This is a genomic window from Bradyrhizobium sp. USDA 327 (assembly GCF_041262065.1).
Taxonomy (GTDB): Bacteria; Pseudomonadota; Alphaproteobacteria; order Rhizobiales; family Xanthobacteraceae; genus Bradyrhizobium; species Bradyrhizobium liaoningense.
In genome coordinates this window covers 1,238,879-1,256,396 of sequence record NZ_JBGCCW010000001.1, presented here as the reverse complement: position 1 = coordinate 1,256,396, position 17,518 = coordinate 1,238,879, and the positions used below count along the sequence as shown (strand labels likewise).

The following is a 17,518-nucleotide window of genomic DNA, read 5'->3' as shown; positions in this document are numbered from 1 at the left end:
CCGTGGCCGCCGGCGCGGCGCAAGATCAGTTTGCAATCGGGGAATGAACAGTGGCCCTCAAGAACGTCATCGGTATCGACCACGCCGTGGTCATGGTGAAGGACCTCGACAAGGCCGCCGAGAACTACCGGCAGCTCGGCTTCACAGTGTCGCCGCGCGGCACCCACAGCGCGCATATGGGCACCGGCAACTACACCATCATGTTCGATCCCGACTACATGGAGCTGCTCGGCGTGCTCGCCGCGACCGAGCAGAACGCGCCGGCGCGCGCGTTCCTCGACAAGCAGGGAGAGGGCATCGAGCGCATCGCGTTCACTGCGGTCGATTCCGCCGCCGGCGCGGAGGAGATCCGCGCACGGGGCCTGGCGCCGATCGGCCCGACCGATTTCGAGCGGCCGGTGACGCTGCCTGACGGCACGGTCTCGGCGGCGAAATTCCGCACCTTCATGTGGCCGACTGCGGAAGCGCCCGGCGGCGTGCGCATCTTCGCGTGCCAGCACAAGACGCGCGAGACCGTGTGGATTCCCGAACTGATGCAGCACGCCAATGCGGCCAAGCGGATCAAGCAGGCGCTGATCGCAACGCCCGAGCCGGCGCAGGAAGCTGCGCATCTCGGTCGTCTGATCGACCGCGCGCCGCACGCGGAGGCGGACGGCGCGGTCACAGTACCTTCCGGCGGCGATCGCGCCGACTTCGTCTATCTGACGCTGGACCAGCTCGGCAAACGCTATCCCGGCGTGCCGCTGACGGGTCTCTCCGAGCGCGGCGGTGCCGCGCTGGTGCTGGTCAGCGGCGATCTCGCGGCAACCGGGAAGGCGCTGGGTTCAGCCGCTGTCCGCAGCGGCGATGCGATCTGCGTGCCGCCGGCCAAGGCCAACGGCACCCTGCTCGCCTTCGTTGCCGGCTGATTTGAACTAATTCTTTAACGGGTGTTTACCCCGGCGGCCCTAGGATTCCCGGCAATCCAAGTCGCCGGGACCATACGCATGTTCAAAGAGGAATCGCCGATCGCCTATGACGCGCCGGCCGAATTGAAGAAGTGGCCGTCGCTGAGGGGCGAGAGGCTGAAGGATCGCGGCCCACCCTATCTCGTCTACAACGGCACGCTCGCCGAATGCGTCCGCGAGCTCATGGGCAAGCCAATCAAAGGCATCTCGCTCTACGACATCATGACGACGCCACAACCGGCCTTCGACCAGACCGTGCTGTCGCCGGGCGATGCCGCCGAGATCGCCATGCGCAAGGATTTCCCCAAAGACTAGTTCGAGGCACGCTTCGCCGCGGGCCCGCCCTGCTGCTCCGAGGAGGTATCCGTCGGCGCATCGAGGAAGACAACGGGCGTGCCGCGCTTGACGTTCTCGCCGATCACACGAGCGTCCCAATTGGTCAGCCTGACGCAGCCGTGAGACGCCGACTTGCCGACCTTGTCGGGCTCTGCCGTTCCGTGGATGCCATAGCCCTGCGCCGACAGGCCGATCCAGTACGCTCCGACGGGATTGTTCGGACCCGGCTTGATGTCGAACGGCCGTTTGGATCTGACGCTCTTGAACTTGTAGTCGGGATTGTAGCGATAGGTCGGATTCTCGTGTGTGCCGGTGACCTTCAGCGTCCCCGTCGGCGTCGGGCGATCCGGACTGCCGACTGACGCCGGATAGAACGCCAGCAGAGCGCCGCTTGCGTCGAACGCCTTCAATGTCCCGTTCGTCTTGTCGACATCGAGTCGGGCCATGCGCGGCAGCTCTCGCCGTGCCGGAACGTTGGCAACGACGATCGTCTCTCCCACCTTGTCGAAGGCCTTGCCCGGGTTGAGCGCCCTGAGCAGATCCGCGCTCATGTGGAATTTCTCGGCAAGTCCTTCGAGAGGGCTGGTGTAGCTCAGCGCCTTCAGCGATTTCATGTCATCGAGCTTGCCCGGCAACTCCTTCAGGAACGGGCCTCTTACGTCGGTGTCGGCGATCCTGTAGTCGGCGACGATGGGACCCTCGCTCGCCGCTGTCAGCTTGTCCCAGAGATCCGGCGCTATTGTCTTGTCGGATGCGATGCCGCTCTGCTCCGCGAATGCCTTGAGCGCCTTCTGCGCATTCTCGCCGAACCTGCCGTCAATCTCGCCAGGCGAGAATTGCGCACGATCGAGCAGGACCTGAAGCTTCACCACCGCTGGATTGATCTTGTCGGTGGCCGGCGGCTTCGCAGGGCGCGCAGCGTCATTCACCGCACCCGGATCGAGATTGCCTGCGAGCGCCGGGCCGATGAACCACAGCGAAACCACCGCGCCCAGCATCGATCGCATCGTCATCGCGCATCCCACTCGCAAGCGGCCCGCAAGGCCATGGAGGGTTTCCCTTCGGGAACACCGTAGTAACCGAAGGAACCGACGAGATCGCAGCTTTGCCGCAATCGGACGGTTAAGAACTCCTTGTCGCCGGCGCATCGCCGACCGTTCATCCCACAGTTCGAGGTTGTCTCCGCAAATGCGATTTGTCGTCGCGGCTTGCGCCGCATTCCTGATTCTGATGTGCGACCTCGATCCGTCGGCATCCCGGCAAGCATCACCGTTCCACACCACCATTGTTCAGAACAATCATGCCTCGCCACTTGTTCCGGTGGTCGAACTCTTCGTCGCCAGCGTGCAGGCCATCGAATTCGCGAACGCGCACGCGGCCTATGAGCAGGTGATCGAGGCACCGCGCGCGGCCGAGCCGGCGGTACAAGCTCCGGTTTCACCAACCGAACAATTCTGTCACGCGCTTCGTGAAGCCGCCGAGTCCAGCGGCATTCCGGTGCCCTTCTTCGCCCGCCTGCTCTGGCAGGAGAGCCGCTTCAAGTCCAACGAGGTCAGCCATGCCGGCGCGCAAGGCGTCGCGCAGTTCATGCCGGAGACGGCCGCCGAGGTCGGGCTCGACGACCCCTTCGATCCGATGAAGGCGCTGCCGGCATCGGCAAAATTCCTGCGCAAGCTTCGCGACGATTTCGGCAATCTCGGCCTTGCTGCCGCCGCCTACAACGCAGGTCCCGGCCGCATCCAGAAATGGCTTGCCAGAGAGAGCGAGCTGCCGCGCGAGACGCGCGACTATGTCCGGATCATCACCGGCACCAAAGCCGAAGACTGGATCGAACGCTCCGAGGCGCTTGCGATCCGCATCGACCTGCCGCGCGAAGCGCCGTGCGAAGGCATCGGCAGTCTCTCCAAGGCCAAGGACGTCGCCTGGGTTCCGGTCAACCTGACGCCTTCGGTCGCGAGCATCATTCACAAGGCCGAGCAGCTCGCCACGCGGGTGGCGACGAGCCGGGCGCGCAAGCGGTTCGCAACCCTGTTGCGGAAGAATGCCACGGCCCACGGCAAGGCGCGCAGCCTGATCGCGGCACGCGCCGCCGGAAGGAGCGCGAAGGCGCGCGCCGTTCGCATCGCCGCTCGGGAACGCTCTGCGATTTGACACGAAGATGGAGAAGCCGCTTGATAGATCGGCTTCCGACCGACATGCGACTACTCGATCACCCGACGCTCACGGGGCTCGATGCGCCAAACGCTCGGTTCTTCTTCCCGAGCGAAGGCCGCGCCTCTTTCCTGCGGAACCTGAGATGCCATCGAAGAGTGCCGGGATCATCGCCTATCGGAAGCGCGGGGAGATCGAGGTTCTCCTCGTTCATCCCGGGGGCCCGTTCTGGCGCAACAAGGATCTCGGTGCGTGGTCGATTCCGAAGGGCGAGTATGCGGACGCAGAAGATGCGGAAGCCGCCGCGCGACGGGAGTTTGCCGAGGAGCTTGGCCTCGAGGTGACGGTGCCGCTGACGGCGCTGGGTCAGGTCAAGCAACGCGGCGGGAAGGTCGTCACCGCGTTCGCGGCCGAGCTCGACATCGACACGGCCAGCATTCGCAGCAACACGTTCGAGATGGAATGGCCGCCTCGCAGCGGCAAGCGGCAGACGTTCCCGGAGGTCGACCGCGCCGCATGGTTCACGCTCGAAGCGGCGCAGGAGAGGATCAACGCAGGACAACGTCCGCTGCTTGACCGGCTGGCGCAGCTGGCAGGCAGCGAATAGGCTGCCTCGCGAGCGGAGCCCTATTCCGCCTTGATGTTCGCGGCCACGACGACCTCGGCGAGATCCTTTGTCTCCTTCGCGATCTTCGCGGCGTAGTCGGCCGGGCTGAGCACGCTGACGACGCCCTGCGAGCCGAGCTTCTCCGCGACCGCCGGATCCTTGGCAGCCGTGACGATCTCCCGGTGCAGCGTCTCCAGGATCGGCGCGGGCGTCGCCTTCGGCATGAAGAAGCCGACCCAGAACGAGATGTCGAAGCCGGGATAGCCGGCTTCCGCGACGGTCGGCACATCAGGCAGCGCGGGCAAGCGTTCGGCCGACGACACCGCCAGCGCGCGCAGCTTGCCGGCCTTCACCAGCGGCACGGCGGAGAGCGGATCGAACACCGCCAGCACCTCCTGCGCGAGGATGCCGACCTCGGCGGCCGAACCGCCGCGATAGGGCACGTGGATCATCTTGATACCGGCCTTCTGGCCGAGCAGCTCCATGGCGAGATGGGCGAGATTGCCGTTGCCGCCCGAGCCGTAGGCGAGCGCCCCGGGCGCAGCCTTTGCCGCGGCGACGAGATCGGCGACGGTCTTGATGTCGGCCGTCTTGGGATTCTCGGGATTGACGACGAGCACGAGCGGCGCCGAGACGACGGTGGTCAGCGGCGCGAAGTCTCCCTGCGGGTCATAGCGGACGTCCTTGAACAGCGTCTTGTTCAGCGTGATCGTGGACGAGTTGCAGGCGAGCATGGTGTAGCCGTCCGCGTCCGCGCGCGCGACGCCTTCGGCGGCGATCATGCCGTTGGCGCCGGCGCGGTTCTCGACCACGAAGGGCTGCCCGAGCTTGTTGCTGAGCCGATCGCCGATGATGCGCGCGACCACGTCGACCGGGCCGCCCGCGCTGAAGCCGACCATGACCTTGACCGGCCGCACCGGGTATTTCTGAGCCAGGGCCTGCGTCGACAGCGCAGAAGCGCACAATCCGGCGATGATTGCCAGCAGGCGGACCGTTCGTTGCATTCGTTCTCTCCCAGGCCTCACAGCGCCGCTTGTGCATGCTTGTTCGTGCGACGCATTCGAGGACCATGAATAGCGGCCACGCCGGATTTCGCAATCGCGTTCGGGCGCCGGCATTCCGCCGCACGGCACGTACGACCCCTTCCAAACAAAAAATGCGAAAACAACCCCATGCACAGTAGGCGGCCCCTGTCGAAACAAGGACTTGCGTTGGGCAGCGAACTTCGGATGTTACGAAATCGACTTTGACTCGTCGGGCAAAACAGGGGCATAATGGCATCATCGCGATAACCGTGAGCACCCCGGCCTGCCCGGCCATGGCGCTTCGCTCCGATCGCGCCCAAGCCCTTCATCGACATCTGAAAAATCGCAACCGCCGCACGGCAGCTGCGCGGGTCGGCCTCGCCCAGCGAGCCTCCTCGCCCCTGCCGCGGGGCCCAAGGACATATCGACATGACGACAGCCCTGACACGCAACAGCACGACGCCCGTCACCAAATGCGATGGCGGCAGGCCGAGCCCACGGATCAAGCTCAGCCGACGGCGCATCGTGATCCAGCATCCCGACGCGCAGGCCGGCGAGCGCCTGCTGGCCGACGCGCTCGGTGCCGTCGATCACGACGCGCTGCACGGCATCCTGAAGCAGCTGATGAAGGCCAGCGTGGTCCTGCAGAAGCCCGACGAACCCAATCTTGCCTTCATGATCTCGATGATGAAGAGCATCGCGCCGAGGGATTCGCTCGAAGCCATGCTGGTGGCGCAGATGGTGTCCGTTCACGTTGCCACAATGCGGTCTGCCTGCCGCCTCGCCTGCACCGAAGACCTCTCGCAGCAGGAAGGCATCACCCGCACATTGACCCGGCTGGCACGCACCTTCGCTGCCCAGATGGAGACCCTCAACCGCCACCGCGGCAACGGCGAGCGTCCGATCACGGTGCAGAATTTGTCGGTGCAGGATGGCGGCAGCGCAATCATGGGCAACGTCACGCAGCATGCGCATCTGATCGTAGGCGAGCCCGGCACCGCAACGGAGGCGGGACAGATCCCGTCCCAAGCCGGCGAGCGCGAACAGACCCTCGCCAGCCGGGGCAATGTCCCGTGAGCGGCAATCACATCCGCAACACCGGCGCGATGATGACAAGCCCACGCTGCGGGGCCGCGACGCGCAACGGCACCGCCTGCCGCGCGCCGGCGGTGCACGGCAGGCCCCGCTGCCGTATGCACGGCGGCGCGTGGAGATCAGGCGCGCCAATAGGGAATCAGAATGCGCGGAAGCACGGCGTGTTCGCCCAGGATGGGATTGCGGAACGGCGGGCCATACGCGAGTTGCTGGGCGAGACGCAGAAGCTGTTGGCCGAGATCAAGTCAGGCTGACGGCGGAGAAGCGACGTGGCGACTTGATCGAGATAAATCATCCGATCGCCCGCTGCAGAGCTAGCGCGTCGAGCTCTCAGGATCGACGGCAGCAATCTGCAGCCCGGCCTCGTTCAGCGCATCAGCGATCTGCTTCGCCAGCAGCTTCGCTTCTTCAATTCCGATCTTAGCGTCGGGATGTTCCTTGAAGAAGGCGCAAACCGTCGTTGCGATGATGGTGTTGACCTGGTGCGCATCAACCATCTGCGGCTCGCGAATCGCAGACTGCTTCACCTGATCGGCGGTGCGTCAGCGTGCAGAACGGAGACGGTCATCGCAAGCCAAAGAACGAAAGAACGGCCGCGATCACAACGACTAGTCCTATGAGATAAATCAGGCCGTTCATTGCAATTCTCCTTCCCAAGAGGACGAGTTGAATCTATTCGGGGCTCGCGGGCGCGTTCTTGGAATTACACTGCTGAATGGCCAGCCTTTCGAGCTCCACTTCCTTTTCTATGGCGGCCAGAGAGTTACCGATCTTGTCAACGATCCTGGCCAAATCGGTATCGGAGATGCCAAGCCGTCTTCGGACGGACTTTACCTGCTCCGCATTCGCAAGATCGAGCGTCGTGCGAATGGGCCGCGGCGGTCTCGAGCACAGCATGAGCAGGCCTCCTGACCGGGGTAAGCGCGATGATGTCTTTTTTGTTCCTATCGTCCGCCGGCCGGAAGGCCTCACCTCCCTGTCGTCGCGGCACAATAGCGGCGCAACCAGACACCGGCCGAGCCGATCCCGGAGAGAAGCAGGAATGCTCCTTGTCCGCTCTCGGCGAGCCGCCTCACGAGCTGATCGCCGGCTGCCCGAATCTGGTCTTTCATGCGGCGATCCCGAGAGGCCCACAAATCGGAATGAGGGGGTCCCGCTCCCACCATTGGCGCCCGCCTCGCCATCATGTAACCCCATCCAAAACCATCTCGGGACGGGACGCTCATGACCACTGCCGCCAACGACGCGGGCACAACCACCCGCGTGCTGATCTTCGCGCTGGTGGCGCTCGCCTGCGGGCACATGCTCTCGACCTTGCTGCGCACCATTCCGGCCGTGAGCCTCGACCTGATGGCGGCGGATTTCCACATGGAGCCGCAGGCGCTGGCGAGCCTCACGTCGATCTATCCTTTCGCCTTTGCGGCGGCGCAGATCCCGGTCGGGGCGGCGATGGACCGGTTCGGCGTGCGGCCGGTGTCGCTGAGCCTGCTCGCGGGGACCGTGTTCGGCGCGGTCGCGTCGGGGTTTGCGACGGGGCCGGAAAGCTTTGCCGTCGGGCAGCTGCTGCTGGGCGTTGCCACCTCGGGCATGCTGATGTGCCCGATGACGCTGGCGGCCAAGCAATTGTCGGCGACGCGGTTCGGGCTGTGGTCGGGCGCGATCCTCTCGATCGGCAATATCGGCATGCTGCTGTCGTCGAGCCCGCTCGCTTTCGTGGTGGACGCTTACGGCTGGCGCGCCGGATTCTGGATGTCCGCGATTGGCGGAATCGCGGTGGCGCTTGCGGTGTTCGCGCTGGTCCCGCATCAGCCGGCCGAGCACAAGGACGAGTCCTCGCCGCTGACACAGATGATCGAAGTGCTCAGGCTCGGCCTCTCGCGCCCGCTGCGCGGGCTGATCGCGCTGGCGCTGGTGTCGCTGGCGACCTCGCTGGTGCTGCGCGGCCTGTGGGGCGGACCGTGGCTGATGGACGTCAAGGGACTTTCGCGGGTCGAGGCCGGCAACCAGCTCGGCGCGTTCACACTGGCGATGATCGCGGGCCCCCTGTGCATCGGCATGATCGACCGCAGGCTCGGTCGCCGCCGCGCGCTGGTGGCGGGCTCGCATATGGCCGGGGCGGTGCTGCTGGCGCTGATGGCGTTGGGCGCGCCGCATCATGCGGTCTCCACACTGTTCGGCCTGCCCGTGATGCCGCCGCAATACGACCTCGTGCTGTTCGTGCTGATCGGGCTTGCGACCTCCGCCCAGCCGCTGCTGTTCGGCATGTCCAGGCAGCTGGTGGACGCGCAAGTCGCGGGCAAGGCCCTCGCGGCCGTCAACCTCGCCTTCTTCCTCGGCGCGGCGCTGATGCAGTCGGTCACCGGCGCGGTGGCGGCGCTCGCGGGCTTGCCGGCGGTGCTGCTGTTCATGGCTGCCATGCTGGCCTTGGGTGTGCTGATCTTCTTGGCTTACACCTCGCGGGGCCCATAGGATGACGCGCCCCGCTCGCCAAAGGAATCACTCATGCCCGTCGACACCAAGGCCGCCACCGACCGCCTCATGCGCTTCCTCGCCGTCGAGGGCGTGACTGGACAGGAGGCGGCGATCGGGCGCGAGCTTGCCGCCGCGCTGAAGGAGGCCGGCGTGCCGGCGAAGGCGATCCGGCTCGACGACGCCAATACCCGCATTCCCGTGCCGACCGAGACCGGCAACCTCATCGTCGACCTGCCCGGCCGCGGCGCGCTGCACAACCAGCCCCGCATCATGTTCATGACCCACATGGACACCGTGCCGCTCTGCGCCGGCGCGAAGCCGAAGAAGTCGGGACGCAAGATCGTCAACGAAGCCAGGACCGCGCTCGGCGGCGACAACCGCTGCGGCTGCGGCGTGCTGGTGACGCTGGCCGCCGAGCTTGCCAGGCAGAAGCTCGATCACCCGCCGATCACGCTGCTGTTCTGTGTGCGCGAGGAAAGCGGGCTCTATGGCGCGCGCCACGTCAGGCTGGACGAGCTCGGCTCGCCGGTGATGGCCTTCAACTATGACGGCGGCTCCGCCTCCAACGTCGTCATCGGTGCCGTCGGCGCCGATCGCTGGAGCGTCGAGATCTTCGGCCGCGCTTCGCATGCCGGCGTCGCGCCGGAGCGCGGTATCTCCTCGACCATGATCATGGCGCTCGCGCTTGCGGACGTGAAAGCCGGCGGCTGGTTCGGCAAGGTGGTGAAGGGCAAGCGGCAGGGCACCAGCAATGTCGGCCCGGTCACCGGCGGCGAGGGCCGCCCGGCGGGCGACGCCACCAATGTCGTCACCGACTACGTGCATGTGCGCGGCGAGAGCCGCAGCCATGACGGCAAGTTCTTCAAGGAGATCACCAGGGCCTACAAGGCCGCGTTCGAGAAGGCGGCCAAGAAGGTCACCAACGCGCAAGGCAAGTCCGGCAAGGTCAAGTTCAAGGCGGAGACGGACTATTACCCGTTCCGCATGAAGGACAGCCAACCCGTCATCAAGCGCGCTGTCGAGGCCGTGTCCGCGGTCGGCGGTACGCCGAACGTCCGCACCGCCAATGGCGGCCTCGACGCCAATTGGATGGTCCGCCACGGCATTCCGACCGTGACCTTCGGTGCGGGGCAGAACGAGGCGCACACGGTCGACGAATGGATCAATCTCGACGAATATGACCGCGCCTGCGCGCTGGCGGTGCAACTCGCGACGATGCGATAAGCTGCCTTGCGCGACGCGCGCTTGCCGGGCCTCGCACATCGTCCTAGCCTGCAAGAAAAAGGCAGGAGGGAACCATGGCGCGCATCGCAACGACCGAGACCGGGCTCTACCGGATCCCCCTCCCCGTCACGCTCTCCGACTCCACCCATGGCGAGATCGCCGCGTTCGAGCTGATCACCTGCCGCGTCCGCGATGCCGACGGTGCCGAGGGCGTCGGCTACACCTACACGGTCGGGCGCAATGGCGGGGCGACTGCGGATATCCTCACGCGCGAGATTGCGCCGCTGGTCGAAGGGCGCGAGGCCGAGGACACCGAAGCGATCTGGCACCACGGCTGGTGGGCGCTGCATTATGGCGGGCGCGGCGGGCCGACGGTGCTGGCGCTCTCCGCGCTCGACATCGCGCTGTGGGATCTGAAGGCGCGGCGCGCCAGGCTGCCGCTGTTCCGCCTGCTCGGCGGCTTCGATGCGGGCGTGCCGTGCTATGCCGGCGGCATCGACCTCGATCTCTCTGTCGATGCGCTGCTCAAGCAGACCGACGGCAATCTCGCCAAGGGATTTCGCGCCATCAAGATGAAGGTGGGCCGGCCCGACCTGAAATCCGACGTCGCGAAGGTCTCCGCGATGCGACAGCATCTCGGCGACGGTTTTCCGCTGATGGTGGACGCCAACATGAAATGGACGGTCGAGGAAGCGATCCGTGCCGCCCGCGCGTTCGTTCCCTATGACCTCACCTGGCTGGAGGAGCCGATCATCCCCGACGACGTCGCCGGGCACGCCCGCATCATGCAGGCCGGCGGCGTGCCGATCGCGGCGGGCGAGAATCTGCGCTCGCTGTGGGAGTTCAAGAACTACATCGCCTCGGGCGCGGTGTCCTATCCCGAGCCCGACGTCACCAACTGCGGCGGCGTCAGCACCTTCATGAAGATCGCCCGGCTGGCGGAAGCGTTCAACCTGCCCGTCACCAGCCACGGCGCGCACGACATCACCGTGCACCTGCTCGCGGCCTGTCCGAACCGTTCCTATCTGGAGGCGCACGGCTTCGGGCTCGACAAATATATCGAGCATCCGCTGGTGCTGAAGGACGGCATGGCGCTCGCGCCGGACCGCCCCGGGCATGGCATCAGCTTCGACTGGCCGGGGCTGGCGAAGCTGATGGCTTAGAGAGATGCGACAAAGCGAGGTGCGCCCCCTCTCCCGCTTGCGGGAGAGGGTTGGGGAGAGGGTGTCTCCGCAGTGAGACTCCCAATGACGATCCAGCCCTCTCCCGGCCTCACTCGCAAGCGGGAGAGGTGAAGTGGAGCACACGGCACGGTTGGTGCCCCAGCGATCACCGATCTCATTGCTGCACGCGAGGCATTCCAAGGCGCTTGATGCATGGCGCGGACAATCCGCTATTGTGCCGGCAACCTACATTTCGCGAAAGACCCCAGCCTTGATCCCCGAGCTGCACCAGAAACTGACCGCGTGGCGCCGGCATCTTCACGCCCACCCGGAGCTGTCGCTTCAGGAAAAGGCCACTTCCGCCTTCGTGCAGGAACGGCTCACTGAACTCGGCATTCCGTTCGAGGCAGGCATCGGCGGGCACGGCATCGTCGCGACATTGACGCGCGGCCACGCACGGAGCCGGGTCGGCCTGCGCGCCGACATGGATGCGCTGCCGATCACCGAGGACACCGGCCTGCCCTATGCTTCAGAGACTCCCGGCGTGATGCATGCTTGCGGACATGACGGCCACACCGCCGCGCTGCTCGGCGCCGCCGCACTGCTCGTCGCCGACGCCAGCTGGAGCGGCACGGTCGATTTCATCTTCCAGCCGGCCGAGGAGGGCTTTGGCGGCTCGCGCGCGATGGTCGCGGCCGGGCTGTTCGACCGCTTTCCGATGGAACGGGTGTTCGGCTTCCACAACTGGCCGGGCCTTGCGGCAGGCACCATCGCGGTACATGACGGCGTCGTCATGGCCTCCGGCGGGCGCATCACCATCACCATCGAGGGCCATGCCGGCCACGCCGGGATGCCGCATCTGACGCGCGATCCGGTGGTGGCGGCGGGGCACCTGATCGTGGCGCTGCAATCGGTCACCTCGCGCGGAGTCAATCCGCTCGACACCGCCGTACTGTCGCTGTGCACGATCGAAGGCGGCACCGCGCCGAACCAGATCGCCGGGCGCGTCACCATCCGTGGCACGCTGCGCTACCATCGCGAGGCGGTCAAGGACACCATCCTCGCCGGCATCGAGCGCACCTGCGCAGGGATTGCGACGAGCTTCGGCGTCAAGGTCACGCCCGAGATCGTCTGGGGCGTGGGCGTCGTGATCAACACGCCGGCCGAAGCGGACCTCGCCCGCATCGCTGCGGAGAAAGTGCAGGCGCCCGTGCGGCGCGACCTCGCGCCGAGCATGGCCGGCGAGGATTTTGCCCATTATCTGCAGCAGCGGCCGGGCGCCTTCGTCTGGATCGGCAATGGCGAGTTGCGCGACGGCGCGGAGCTGCACGGCCCGCGCTACGATTTCAACGACGCGATCCTGCCGGTGGCCTCCGGCTGGATGGCCGAGGTCGCCAAGGCGGCGCTGGCGTCGAACTGAAGCGCGATGAGATTGGGTTTAATCGCTTTCCACATGACAGGTGCTCTCCCTCTCCCGCTTGCGGGAGAGGGCTGGGGAGAGGGTGTTTCCGCAATGGGATAGTCCCCTAGAGGAGAAAGCCCTCACCCACGCCTTTGGCGCGACCTCTCCCGCAAGCGGGAGAGGTTGCACCGAGCCCGCGGCCATCGATTTCTACCCAAAAGGCATTTCGCTTTAGGCCCGATCAAGAGATCTCGCGCGGCAGCTTCCAGCCCGGCCGCGGCTCGAACGTCTCCTCGACGCGCCCGACGTGAATAGCCGGCGGGCAGAAGCCGGCTGCCCTGCTCGTCCGCGACCGGAACGTCGGTGACGAGGCCTTCGATCAAGGCGGCTTCCCACACCTCCTTCTCGGTTGGAAAGGGATTGCCGATCTGCTTGTTGCCTTCGAACAGCGCGTACATCGGTTCCGGTCCTGCGTTGATCAAGCTCACGAGCAACGTATCGGCGGCACGGGCGTTCCCTCCCGGCAGATGACAAGGGATGGCACTTAAGACATGGCGCGCGTTCTGATCGGAACCTCCGGCTGGCACTACGCCTCCTGGCGCGGCCCGTTCTTCCCCGAGGGCGTGACGCTGAAGCAGCAGCTTCGCTACTATGCCGGGCAGTTCGACACCACGGAGCTGAACGGGGTGTTCTACCGCACGCCGACGCCGGAGGCGGTGAAAGGCTGGCGCGAGCAGACCGGCCGCGACTTCGTATTCGCCTGGAAGGCGTCCAAGTTCATCACGCACTGGAAGCGCCTGTCGGACCGCTCCGTCAACAGCCTCGAGCTGCTGGAGGACCGTATCTCGAGGCTCGGGGGCAAGGCCGGCCCGATCCTGTTCCAGCTGCCGCCGCAATTCGAGGCGAACGCGGACCGGCTCGCCTCCTTCTTCAAGCTGCTGTCGCGGAAACGGCGTTACAGCTTCGAGTTTCGCCATCCGAGCTGGTATCAGCCGCGCATCCTGCGGATGCTGGCGGATGAGAATATTTCGCTGTGCCTGTCCGACCATCACGATGCGCCGGCGCCGTGGAAGCGCACGGCGGATTTCGTCTATGTGCGCGGGCACGGGCCGGGCGGGCGCTATCACGGCCACTACACCAAGGCCACGCTGGGGCAATGGGCGAAGCGCATCAAGTCCTGGAAACGGCAGGGCTGCGACGTCTACGTCTATTTCGACAACGACCAGAAGAGTGCGGCGCCAGCCGATGCAAAGGCGTTGAAACAATTGCTGTGATGCCAGGCGGAATGCGTTCTGGTTGAATTGATGCAAGCCTGAACACCAGCCGGGATGATCTCGTCCTACGCTCGATGATGCCGCCCTGCCGAAGCACCGCGATCACCGCCTCGCCGCAGTCCGGAACCGGTTTCTGGAAGTGGGATGCTCCACTTTGGTTATCGCATCGCGAACAGCTCCTGATGAAACCGGTTGTTCGACGGGGAAGCCGTGCGCGCTGAGGTCTCGCCTGAGCGCTTCACCGAAGGCGGGCGGACCGCAGAACCAGATGCTCGCCTTGCGCCATTCCGGTACGGCTTCGCGAATGCGTTCGCCGGTCAATCGTCCATCACGAGCGTCGACGAGAACGTGCAACCGGACATCGGCTGACCGCGCATCTGCTGCGAGCTTGCCGAGAGCCTCGTCGTCGACATCAGTCGTGGTGTGAAACAGGTCGACCGGCTGCGCCACGGTGCAGTTCGGAGCATCCTTCGGCATGGTCATCTGTTTCATGCGAGCGACGAAGGGCGTGATGCCGATGCCGCCGCCGATCCAGATCTGATGCGAGCAATCATCGTCGAAAGTGAAGCAGCCATAGGGCCCTTCCACCTTCACCTCCTGTCCGACACGGAGCGTCTCCCGCAGCCGGCTGGTGTGGTCCCCAAGCTCCTTGGTGATGAAGGTGATCCTGGGATACTCGGCGTTCCAGCAGGAGGCAATCGTGTAGGGATGCGCGCCTTCCGAGGTATCCGACGTGGCGAAGGCGAACTGGCCCGGCTTATGCCCTGGCCAACCCTCGGGCACCTCGATTTCGGTCTCGATTGCTCTGACGCCGGGATAATATCTGAGCGCGGTAATCCTCCCTTTGACCTGGCGCCCGGCGCCGATACGCCGCAAGAGCGCAAGAGCCGCCGCCCATGTCCCACAGGCAAGCAGCGCCCCCATGATCCATCCGAGGGGCGACATCCAGTAACTGAACTTCATCAGCGTGACCGCGTGAAAGACCAGCACCAGGTAAGCAACCGCGAGGAGCCGATGGGTCTTGTAGAAGAGCCGGTACGGGAACACTTGAATGAGCGCCAGAGCAATCAGCACCACTGTGCCGTAGAAGGCCCATTCGCCCAGGCCCTCCGCCGGTCCACGCAGGCTTGCAAGGAAGGCCTCGATCGGATTCTCAATCGCAGTCCTTGCCCCACGCTCCGGTCGCGTCAGCAAACCCAAGCCGACCGCCCATTTCGGGCCGCTGGCCCAGAGCCAATGGACGAATGCAATCACGAGGGCCGCGATGCCGAGCCATTTGTGCAGGCGGTACATCTTGTCGAGGCCGCCCAGCCATGCCTCCGGCCAGCGCGGTCGCAGTGCAAGAATCATCGCCATGCTCATGCACCCGATTGCCAGGATGCCGCTCAACTGCACCATTCTCTCGCGAAGCGGGAAAAAGGGGCCCGGCCCCAGCGGCTGCGGTTCCACAACGAGCCACAGCAGCACCAGAGCCGCCAAACTGCCCCAAAATGCCCGTTTGAGATTCTGCATGTGGCGCTCTCTCGTGACGATATTGGTGCCACATTGACCTGATTGAGCAGCGTCGCATTGAGCTGACTCAAGGCCGCATGCCATCAGTTGCACTGCCGAGGAATCCAGGACTGGAAAATGGTGTCGTCAGGCGCGTTGGCTGACGACCGCCTGGCGTTCTCAGCTTTCGGTGGACGTGAGCGCTTGTCGCGGCATGCACGACCGGTCTTCGCCGGATGGGTAGAGACGACGCCGCTGACCGCCCCCTTCACCCAACATCTTGCCAGTGGCGATGTTGACGAAGTGCAACGAGCCGCAAGCGGGACATCGAACGGAGACGTGCGTATCCGCGGCGTCGGACATTGCGCCGGGAAGCCAGTGCTGCACGTTCATGCCAGTGCGCGGGCACTTGAAAATGATGTTGCGCTCCATGCTGCCCATATGCGCCCGCCGCTCCAGCATTGAAATTGCGGGCCAATACTTAGGCAACTGTCCTGAACGGATCGACGCGGGAGTGGCGAGGATATCGCGCGGCGCCGGCGCGCAAGTCGTCAATCGAGAGCGCTCAGTCGAGCGCTTCCGGCCACGCCGACTTACGCAAACATACGTAAGGAGATCGCCCTACGAATCCTCCCGAAATATCCGGGCACGATGCGCTCGCGTATTGGAACTCCATCAAAAGGAGATTCCGATGCTGACCACCGCCCTCAACGTCAATCGGCCGCTTCGCCCTAAACCGACCCAGGCGTCCCGCGTGTCCGATCCATTCGCGGCCATGGCGGGACTGGTTGCGAGCGAGTTCTCCTACCACAAGGACGAGGAGATCTTTGGCGACGACGAGCCGGCCGAGTATGTCTACCAGGTCGTGTCGGGTTCCGTCAGAACATACAAGCTACTCTCGGACGGACGGCGTCAGATCGGATCATTCCATCTGCCCGGCGATGTCTTCGGCCTGGAATCCGGAGCGACCCACCGCCTCGCGGCTGAAGCGATCGTCGATACGACGGTGCGTCTCGTGAAGCGCTCGGCGCTCGAAAGGGCCGCAACCACCGACGTCCAGGTCGCGCGCAGATTGTGGGACATGACGGCCGCCGAGCTCAATCACGCCGAAAATCACATGCTGCTGCTGGGTCGCAAGACCGCCATGGAGAAGGTCGCGGCGTTCCTTCTCGAAATGGATCGCCGGCTGGCGGGCGCGGGCATGCTGGCGCTCCCGATGTGCCGCCGGGATATCGGCGACTATCTCGGACTGACGCTGGAGACGATTTCTCGCGCACTGTCCCAGCTCCACAGCGGAGGCATTCTCGGCTTTTCCGGTGCCAGGCAGATCGTGCTGCGCAATCGACAGCACCTCAGGGACATGAACGCCTGATCGCGCCTTTGAGCTGGATCAAGACATGTTGGTGACCCCGATTGTAGCGTCGTATCGGCATCGGGAACGCTTGCTGAGGTTCCGTTGCCCGAAGGAGCGAAATCCGGATTCCCAGGCATTCCGGGCGTCGCCTTCATAGACAGGTGCAAAAACCGCGAGCATGGAGCAGGCCGGAGCGCGGCTCCGCCGGAGAGTTCGATGGAACGAAGGTCGGCAACGCGGGTTTGTTGGAAGAGCTCGGACCCTGAATGGGAGAACCAAGCGAACAATCGGCCTCGGCGCTCCCATGGAGCCCGGGGCCGATTTTCGTCGACCCCATAGGATCGTCCGGGCAGAGGAGTACGCTGATCAGGAGAGCCGACATGCTTACCGACATTCACACCGACGATCTCACCGCGGTCGTGCGCTACGCACTGGAGACGACCCGCGCGACGACTGTTTGCCCCTTCCACCGCGACGTGGTCGTCCGCATCGGAGATGACGCTGCCGAGAGCCACGCCTTCGAACGCGTGAAGCGAATGGCCAGAAGTGACGGCACGAAATGGGAGAAAGAGTCTCTCAGGATGGAGATTGGCCGTCAGCTCGGAGCAGCCGCCGACGGACGCTGCCCCAAGTGCGATCCGACGCCCCCGGGGCGTTGAGCCCGGCGCGAGTGAAGGGGATCAGGCAGATGGAACTGGTTCTTTTCCTGAACGGTGCGCGCAGCTCTATCCAGAGGCCAGAATTCCCGTGAAGCTGACAAAGCCCACCGCCTCCATCGTTCGCGGGGGATCCCGGACGGATACTCCGTCAGCGGACGAATGCGATGATCGTCGGCTTTCGCCATCAGCCGAGAGGCGTCAGGTCATCGACGAGTACGCCGACAATTTGAGGAAGATCATCCGAAGACTCCTCGGAAGGCTGAATTGATCCCGCTCAGGCGCCTCACGCCGAAGCACCAATTTCGAATTCACCGTCAG

At 65.0% G+C, this 17,518-nt stretch carries 17 protein-coding genes and 1 pseudogene; 13 read left to right on the top strand and 5 right to left on the bottom strand.

From position 1 onward, the window contains the following. Positions 1-50 precede the first annotated feature (50 nt). Together ABIA42_RS05750 and ABIA42_RS05745 are read left to right on the top strand one after the other, a co-directional pair. Positions 51-908 carry a VOC family protein gene (locus ABIA42_RS05750; RefSeq protein ID WP_370114982.1) on the top strand — a complete coding sequence of 286 codons (858 nt, stop codon included), beginning with the start codon at positions 51-53 and terminating at the stop codon, positions 906-908. A 78-nt stretch (positions 909-986) separates the two neighbouring features. Beyond that, positions 987-1,262, top strand: coding sequence for a hypothetical protein (locus ABIA42_RS05745; RefSeq protein WP_370114984.1), 276 nt, complete (start codon positions 987-989; stop codon positions 1,260-1,262). Here the strand turns inward: ABIA42_RS05745 and ABIA42_RS05740 are convergent. Then, positions 1,259-2,290 (bottom strand): L,D-transpeptidase family protein, encoded by a 1,032-nt coding sequence (locus ABIA42_RS05740; RefSeq protein ID WP_370123635.1) that lies wholly within the window; start codon positions 2,288-2,290, stop codon positions 1,259-1,261. The genes ABIA42_RS05745 and ABIA42_RS05740 overlap by 4 nt on opposite strands. Before the next feature lie 181 nt (positions 2,291-2,471). On the opposite strand from ABIA42_RS05740, the gene ABIA42_RS05735 reads away from it, so the two are divergent. After that, positions 2,472-3,434, top strand: a complete 963-nt coding sequence (locus ABIA42_RS05735) for a lytic transglycosylase domain-containing protein (protein WP_271530086.1) — start codon at positions 2,472-2,474, stop codon at positions 3,432-3,434. A 145-nt stretch (positions 3,435-3,579) separates the two neighbouring features. Further along, entirely contained in the window at positions 3,580-4,041 is a 462-nt protein-coding gene (locus tag ABIA42_RS05730; protein ID WP_370114986.1) for an NUDIX domain-containing protein, read from the top strand. Positions 4,042-4,061: 20 nt separating this feature from the next. Here ABIA42_RS05730 and ABIA42_RS05725 read toward each other — a convergent pair whose 3' ends face one another. Next, positions 4,062-5,045, bottom strand: coding sequence for a Bug family tripartite tricarboxylate transporter substrate binding protein (locus tag ABIA42_RS05725; RefSeq protein ID WP_370114988.1), 984 nt, complete (start codon positions 5,043-5,045; stop codon positions 4,062-4,064). A 450-nt stretch (positions 5,046-5,495) separates the two neighbouring features. On the opposite strand from ABIA42_RS05725, the gene ABIA42_RS05720 reads away from it, so the two are divergent. Beyond that, positions 5,496-6,143, top strand: coding sequence for a hypothetical protein (locus ABIA42_RS05720; protein WP_370114990.1), 648 nt, complete (start codon positions 5,496-5,498; stop codon positions 6,141-6,143). Next, positions 6,140-6,415 carry an HGGxSTG domain-containing protein gene (locus ABIA42_RS05715; RefSeq protein ID WP_370114992.1) on the top strand — a complete coding sequence of 92 codons (276 nt, stop codon included), beginning with the start codon at positions 6,140-6,142 and terminating at the stop codon, positions 6,413-6,415. The genes ABIA42_RS05720 and ABIA42_RS05715 overlap by 4 nt, the downstream gene beginning before the upstream one ends. 60 nt (positions 6,416-6,475) lie before the next feature. On the opposite strand, the gene ABIA42_RS05710 is transcribed toward ABIA42_RS05715, so the two are convergent. Together ABIA42_RS05710 and ABIA42_RS05705 are read right to left on the bottom strand one after the other, a co-directional pair. Then, positions 6,476-6,658: a hypothetical protein gene (locus ABIA42_RS05710; protein WP_239622074.1), complete on the bottom strand. Its 183-nt coding sequence runs from the start codon at positions 6,656-6,658 to the stop codon at positions 6,476-6,478. 471 nt (positions 6,659-7,129) lie between these two features. Beyond that, on the bottom strand, positions 7,130-7,273 hold the full coding sequence (locus ABIA42_RS05705) for a hypothetical protein (protein WP_370114994.1): 144 nt from the start codon (positions 7,271-7,273) through the stop codon (positions 7,130-7,132). Positions 7,274-7,385: 112 nt separating this feature from the next. Between ABIA42_RS05705 and ABIA42_RS05700 the strand changes: the two genes are divergently transcribed. From ABIA42_RS05700 to ABIA42_RS05680, 5 genes are all read left to right on the top strand, one after another. Continuing rightward, positions 7,386-8,630, top strand: coding sequence for an MFS transporter (locus ABIA42_RS05700; protein WP_370114996.1), 1,245 nt, complete (start codon positions 7,386-7,388; stop codon positions 8,628-8,630). A gap of 33 nt (positions 8,631-8,663) precedes the next feature. Further along, positions 8,664-9,857 (top strand): M20/M25/M40 family metallo-hydrolase, encoded by a 1,194-nt coding sequence (locus tag ABIA42_RS05695; protein ID WP_370114998.1) that lies wholly within the window; start codon positions 8,664-8,666, stop codon positions 9,855-9,857. A 74-nt stretch (positions 9,858-9,931) separates the two neighbouring features. Further along, the gene (locus ABIA42_RS05690) at positions 9,932-11,020 is read left to right on the top strand and encodes a mandelate racemase/muconate lactonizing enzyme family protein (RefSeq protein ID WP_370115000.1); all 1,089 of its coding nucleotides are present in this window, start codon (positions 9,932-9,934) and stop codon (positions 11,018-11,020) included. A gap of 271 nt (positions 11,021-11,291) precedes the next feature. Beyond that, the gene (locus tag ABIA42_RS05685; RefSeq protein ID WP_370115002.1) at positions 11,292-12,440 is read left to right on the top strand and encodes an amidohydrolase; all 1,149 of its coding nucleotides are present in this window, start codon (positions 11,292-11,294) and stop codon (positions 12,438-12,440) included. Between the two features lie 533 nt (positions 12,441-12,973). Continuing rightward, on the top strand, positions 12,974-13,696 hold the full coding sequence (locus tag ABIA42_RS05680; protein ID WP_370115004.1) for a DUF72 domain-containing protein: 723 nt from the start codon (positions 12,974-12,976) through the stop codon (positions 13,694-13,696). A 158-nt stretch (positions 13,697-13,854) separates the two neighbouring features. On the opposite strand, the pseudogene ABIA42_RS05675 reads toward ABIA42_RS05680, so the two are convergent. After that, a pseudogene (locus ABIA42_RS05675) lies at positions 13,855-15,208 on the bottom strand (ferric reductase-like transmembrane domain-containing protein). A gap of 670 nt (positions 15,209-15,878) precedes the next feature. Here ABIA42_RS05675 and ABIA42_RS05670 point away from each other — a divergent pair. Next, positions 15,879-16,559: a helix-turn-helix domain-containing protein gene (locus ABIA42_RS05670; protein ID WP_370115007.1), complete on the top strand. Its 681-nt coding sequence runs from the start codon at positions 15,879-15,881 to the stop codon at positions 16,557-16,559. A gap of 362 nt (positions 16,560-16,921) precedes the next feature. Then, positions 16,922-17,200 (top strand): hypothetical protein, encoded by a 279-nt coding sequence (locus ABIA42_RS05665; RefSeq protein ID WP_370115009.1) that lies wholly within the window; start codon positions 16,922-16,924, stop codon positions 17,198-17,200. Positions 17,201-17,518 lie beyond the last annotated feature (318 nt).

Bases quoted from the DNA above. Each gene is read 5' to 3' on its own strand.
- ABIA42_RS05710 (WP_239622074.1), bottom strand. From the start codon at position 6,658: ATGGTTGATGCGCACCAGGTCAACACCATCATCGCAACGACGGTTTGC.
- ABIA42_RS05735 (WP_271530086.1), top strand. From the start codon at position 2,472: ATGCGATTTGTCGTCGCGGCTTGCGCCGCATTCCTGATTCTGATGTGC.
- ABIA42_RS05720 (WP_370114990.1), top strand. From the start codon at position 5,496: ATGACGACAGCCCTGACACGCAACAGCACGACGCCCGTCACCAAATGC.
- ABIA42_RS05680 (WP_370115004.1), top strand. From the start codon at position 12,974: ATGGCGCGCGTTCTGATCGGAACCTCCGGCTGGCACTACGCCTCCTGG.
- ABIA42_RS05705 (WP_370114994.1), bottom strand. From the start codon at position 7,273: ATGAAAGACCAGATTCGGGCAGCCGGCGATCAGCTCGTGAGGCGGCTC.
- ABIA42_RS05725 (WP_370114988.1), bottom strand. From the start codon at position 5,045: ATGCAACGAACGGTCCGCCTGCTGGCAATCATCGCCGGATTGTGCGCT.
- ABIA42_RS05690 (WP_370115000.1), top strand. From the start codon at position 9,932: ATGGCGCGCATCGCAACGACCGAGACCGGGCTCTACCGGATCCCCCTC.
- ABIA42_RS05665 (WP_370115009.1), top strand. From the start codon at position 16,922: ATGCTTACCGACATTCACACCGACGATCTCACCGCGGTCGTGCGCTAC.
- ABIA42_RS05695 (WP_370114998.1), top strand. From the start codon at position 8,664: ATGCCCGTCGACACCAAGGCCGCCACCGACCGCCTCATGCGCTTCCTC.
- ABIA42_RS05730 (WP_370114986.1), top strand. From the start codon at position 3,580: ATGCCATCGAAGAGTGCCGGGATCATCGCCTATCGGAAGCGCGGGGAG.
- ABIA42_RS05745 (WP_370114984.1), top strand. From the start codon at position 987: ATGTTCAAAGAGGAATCGCCGATCGCCTATGACGCGCCGGCCGAATTG.
- ABIA42_RS05740 (WP_370123635.1), bottom strand. From the start codon at position 2,290: ATGCGATCGATGCTGGGCGCGGTGGTTTCGCTGTGGTTCATCGGCCCG.
- ABIA42_RS05700 (WP_370114996.1), top strand. From the start codon at position 7,386: ATGACCACTGCCGCCAACGACGCGGGCACAACCACCCGCGTGCTGATC.
- ABIA42_RS05670 (WP_370115007.1), top strand. From the start codon at position 15,879: ATGCTGACCACCGCCCTCAACGTCAATCGGCCGCTTCGCCCTAAACCG.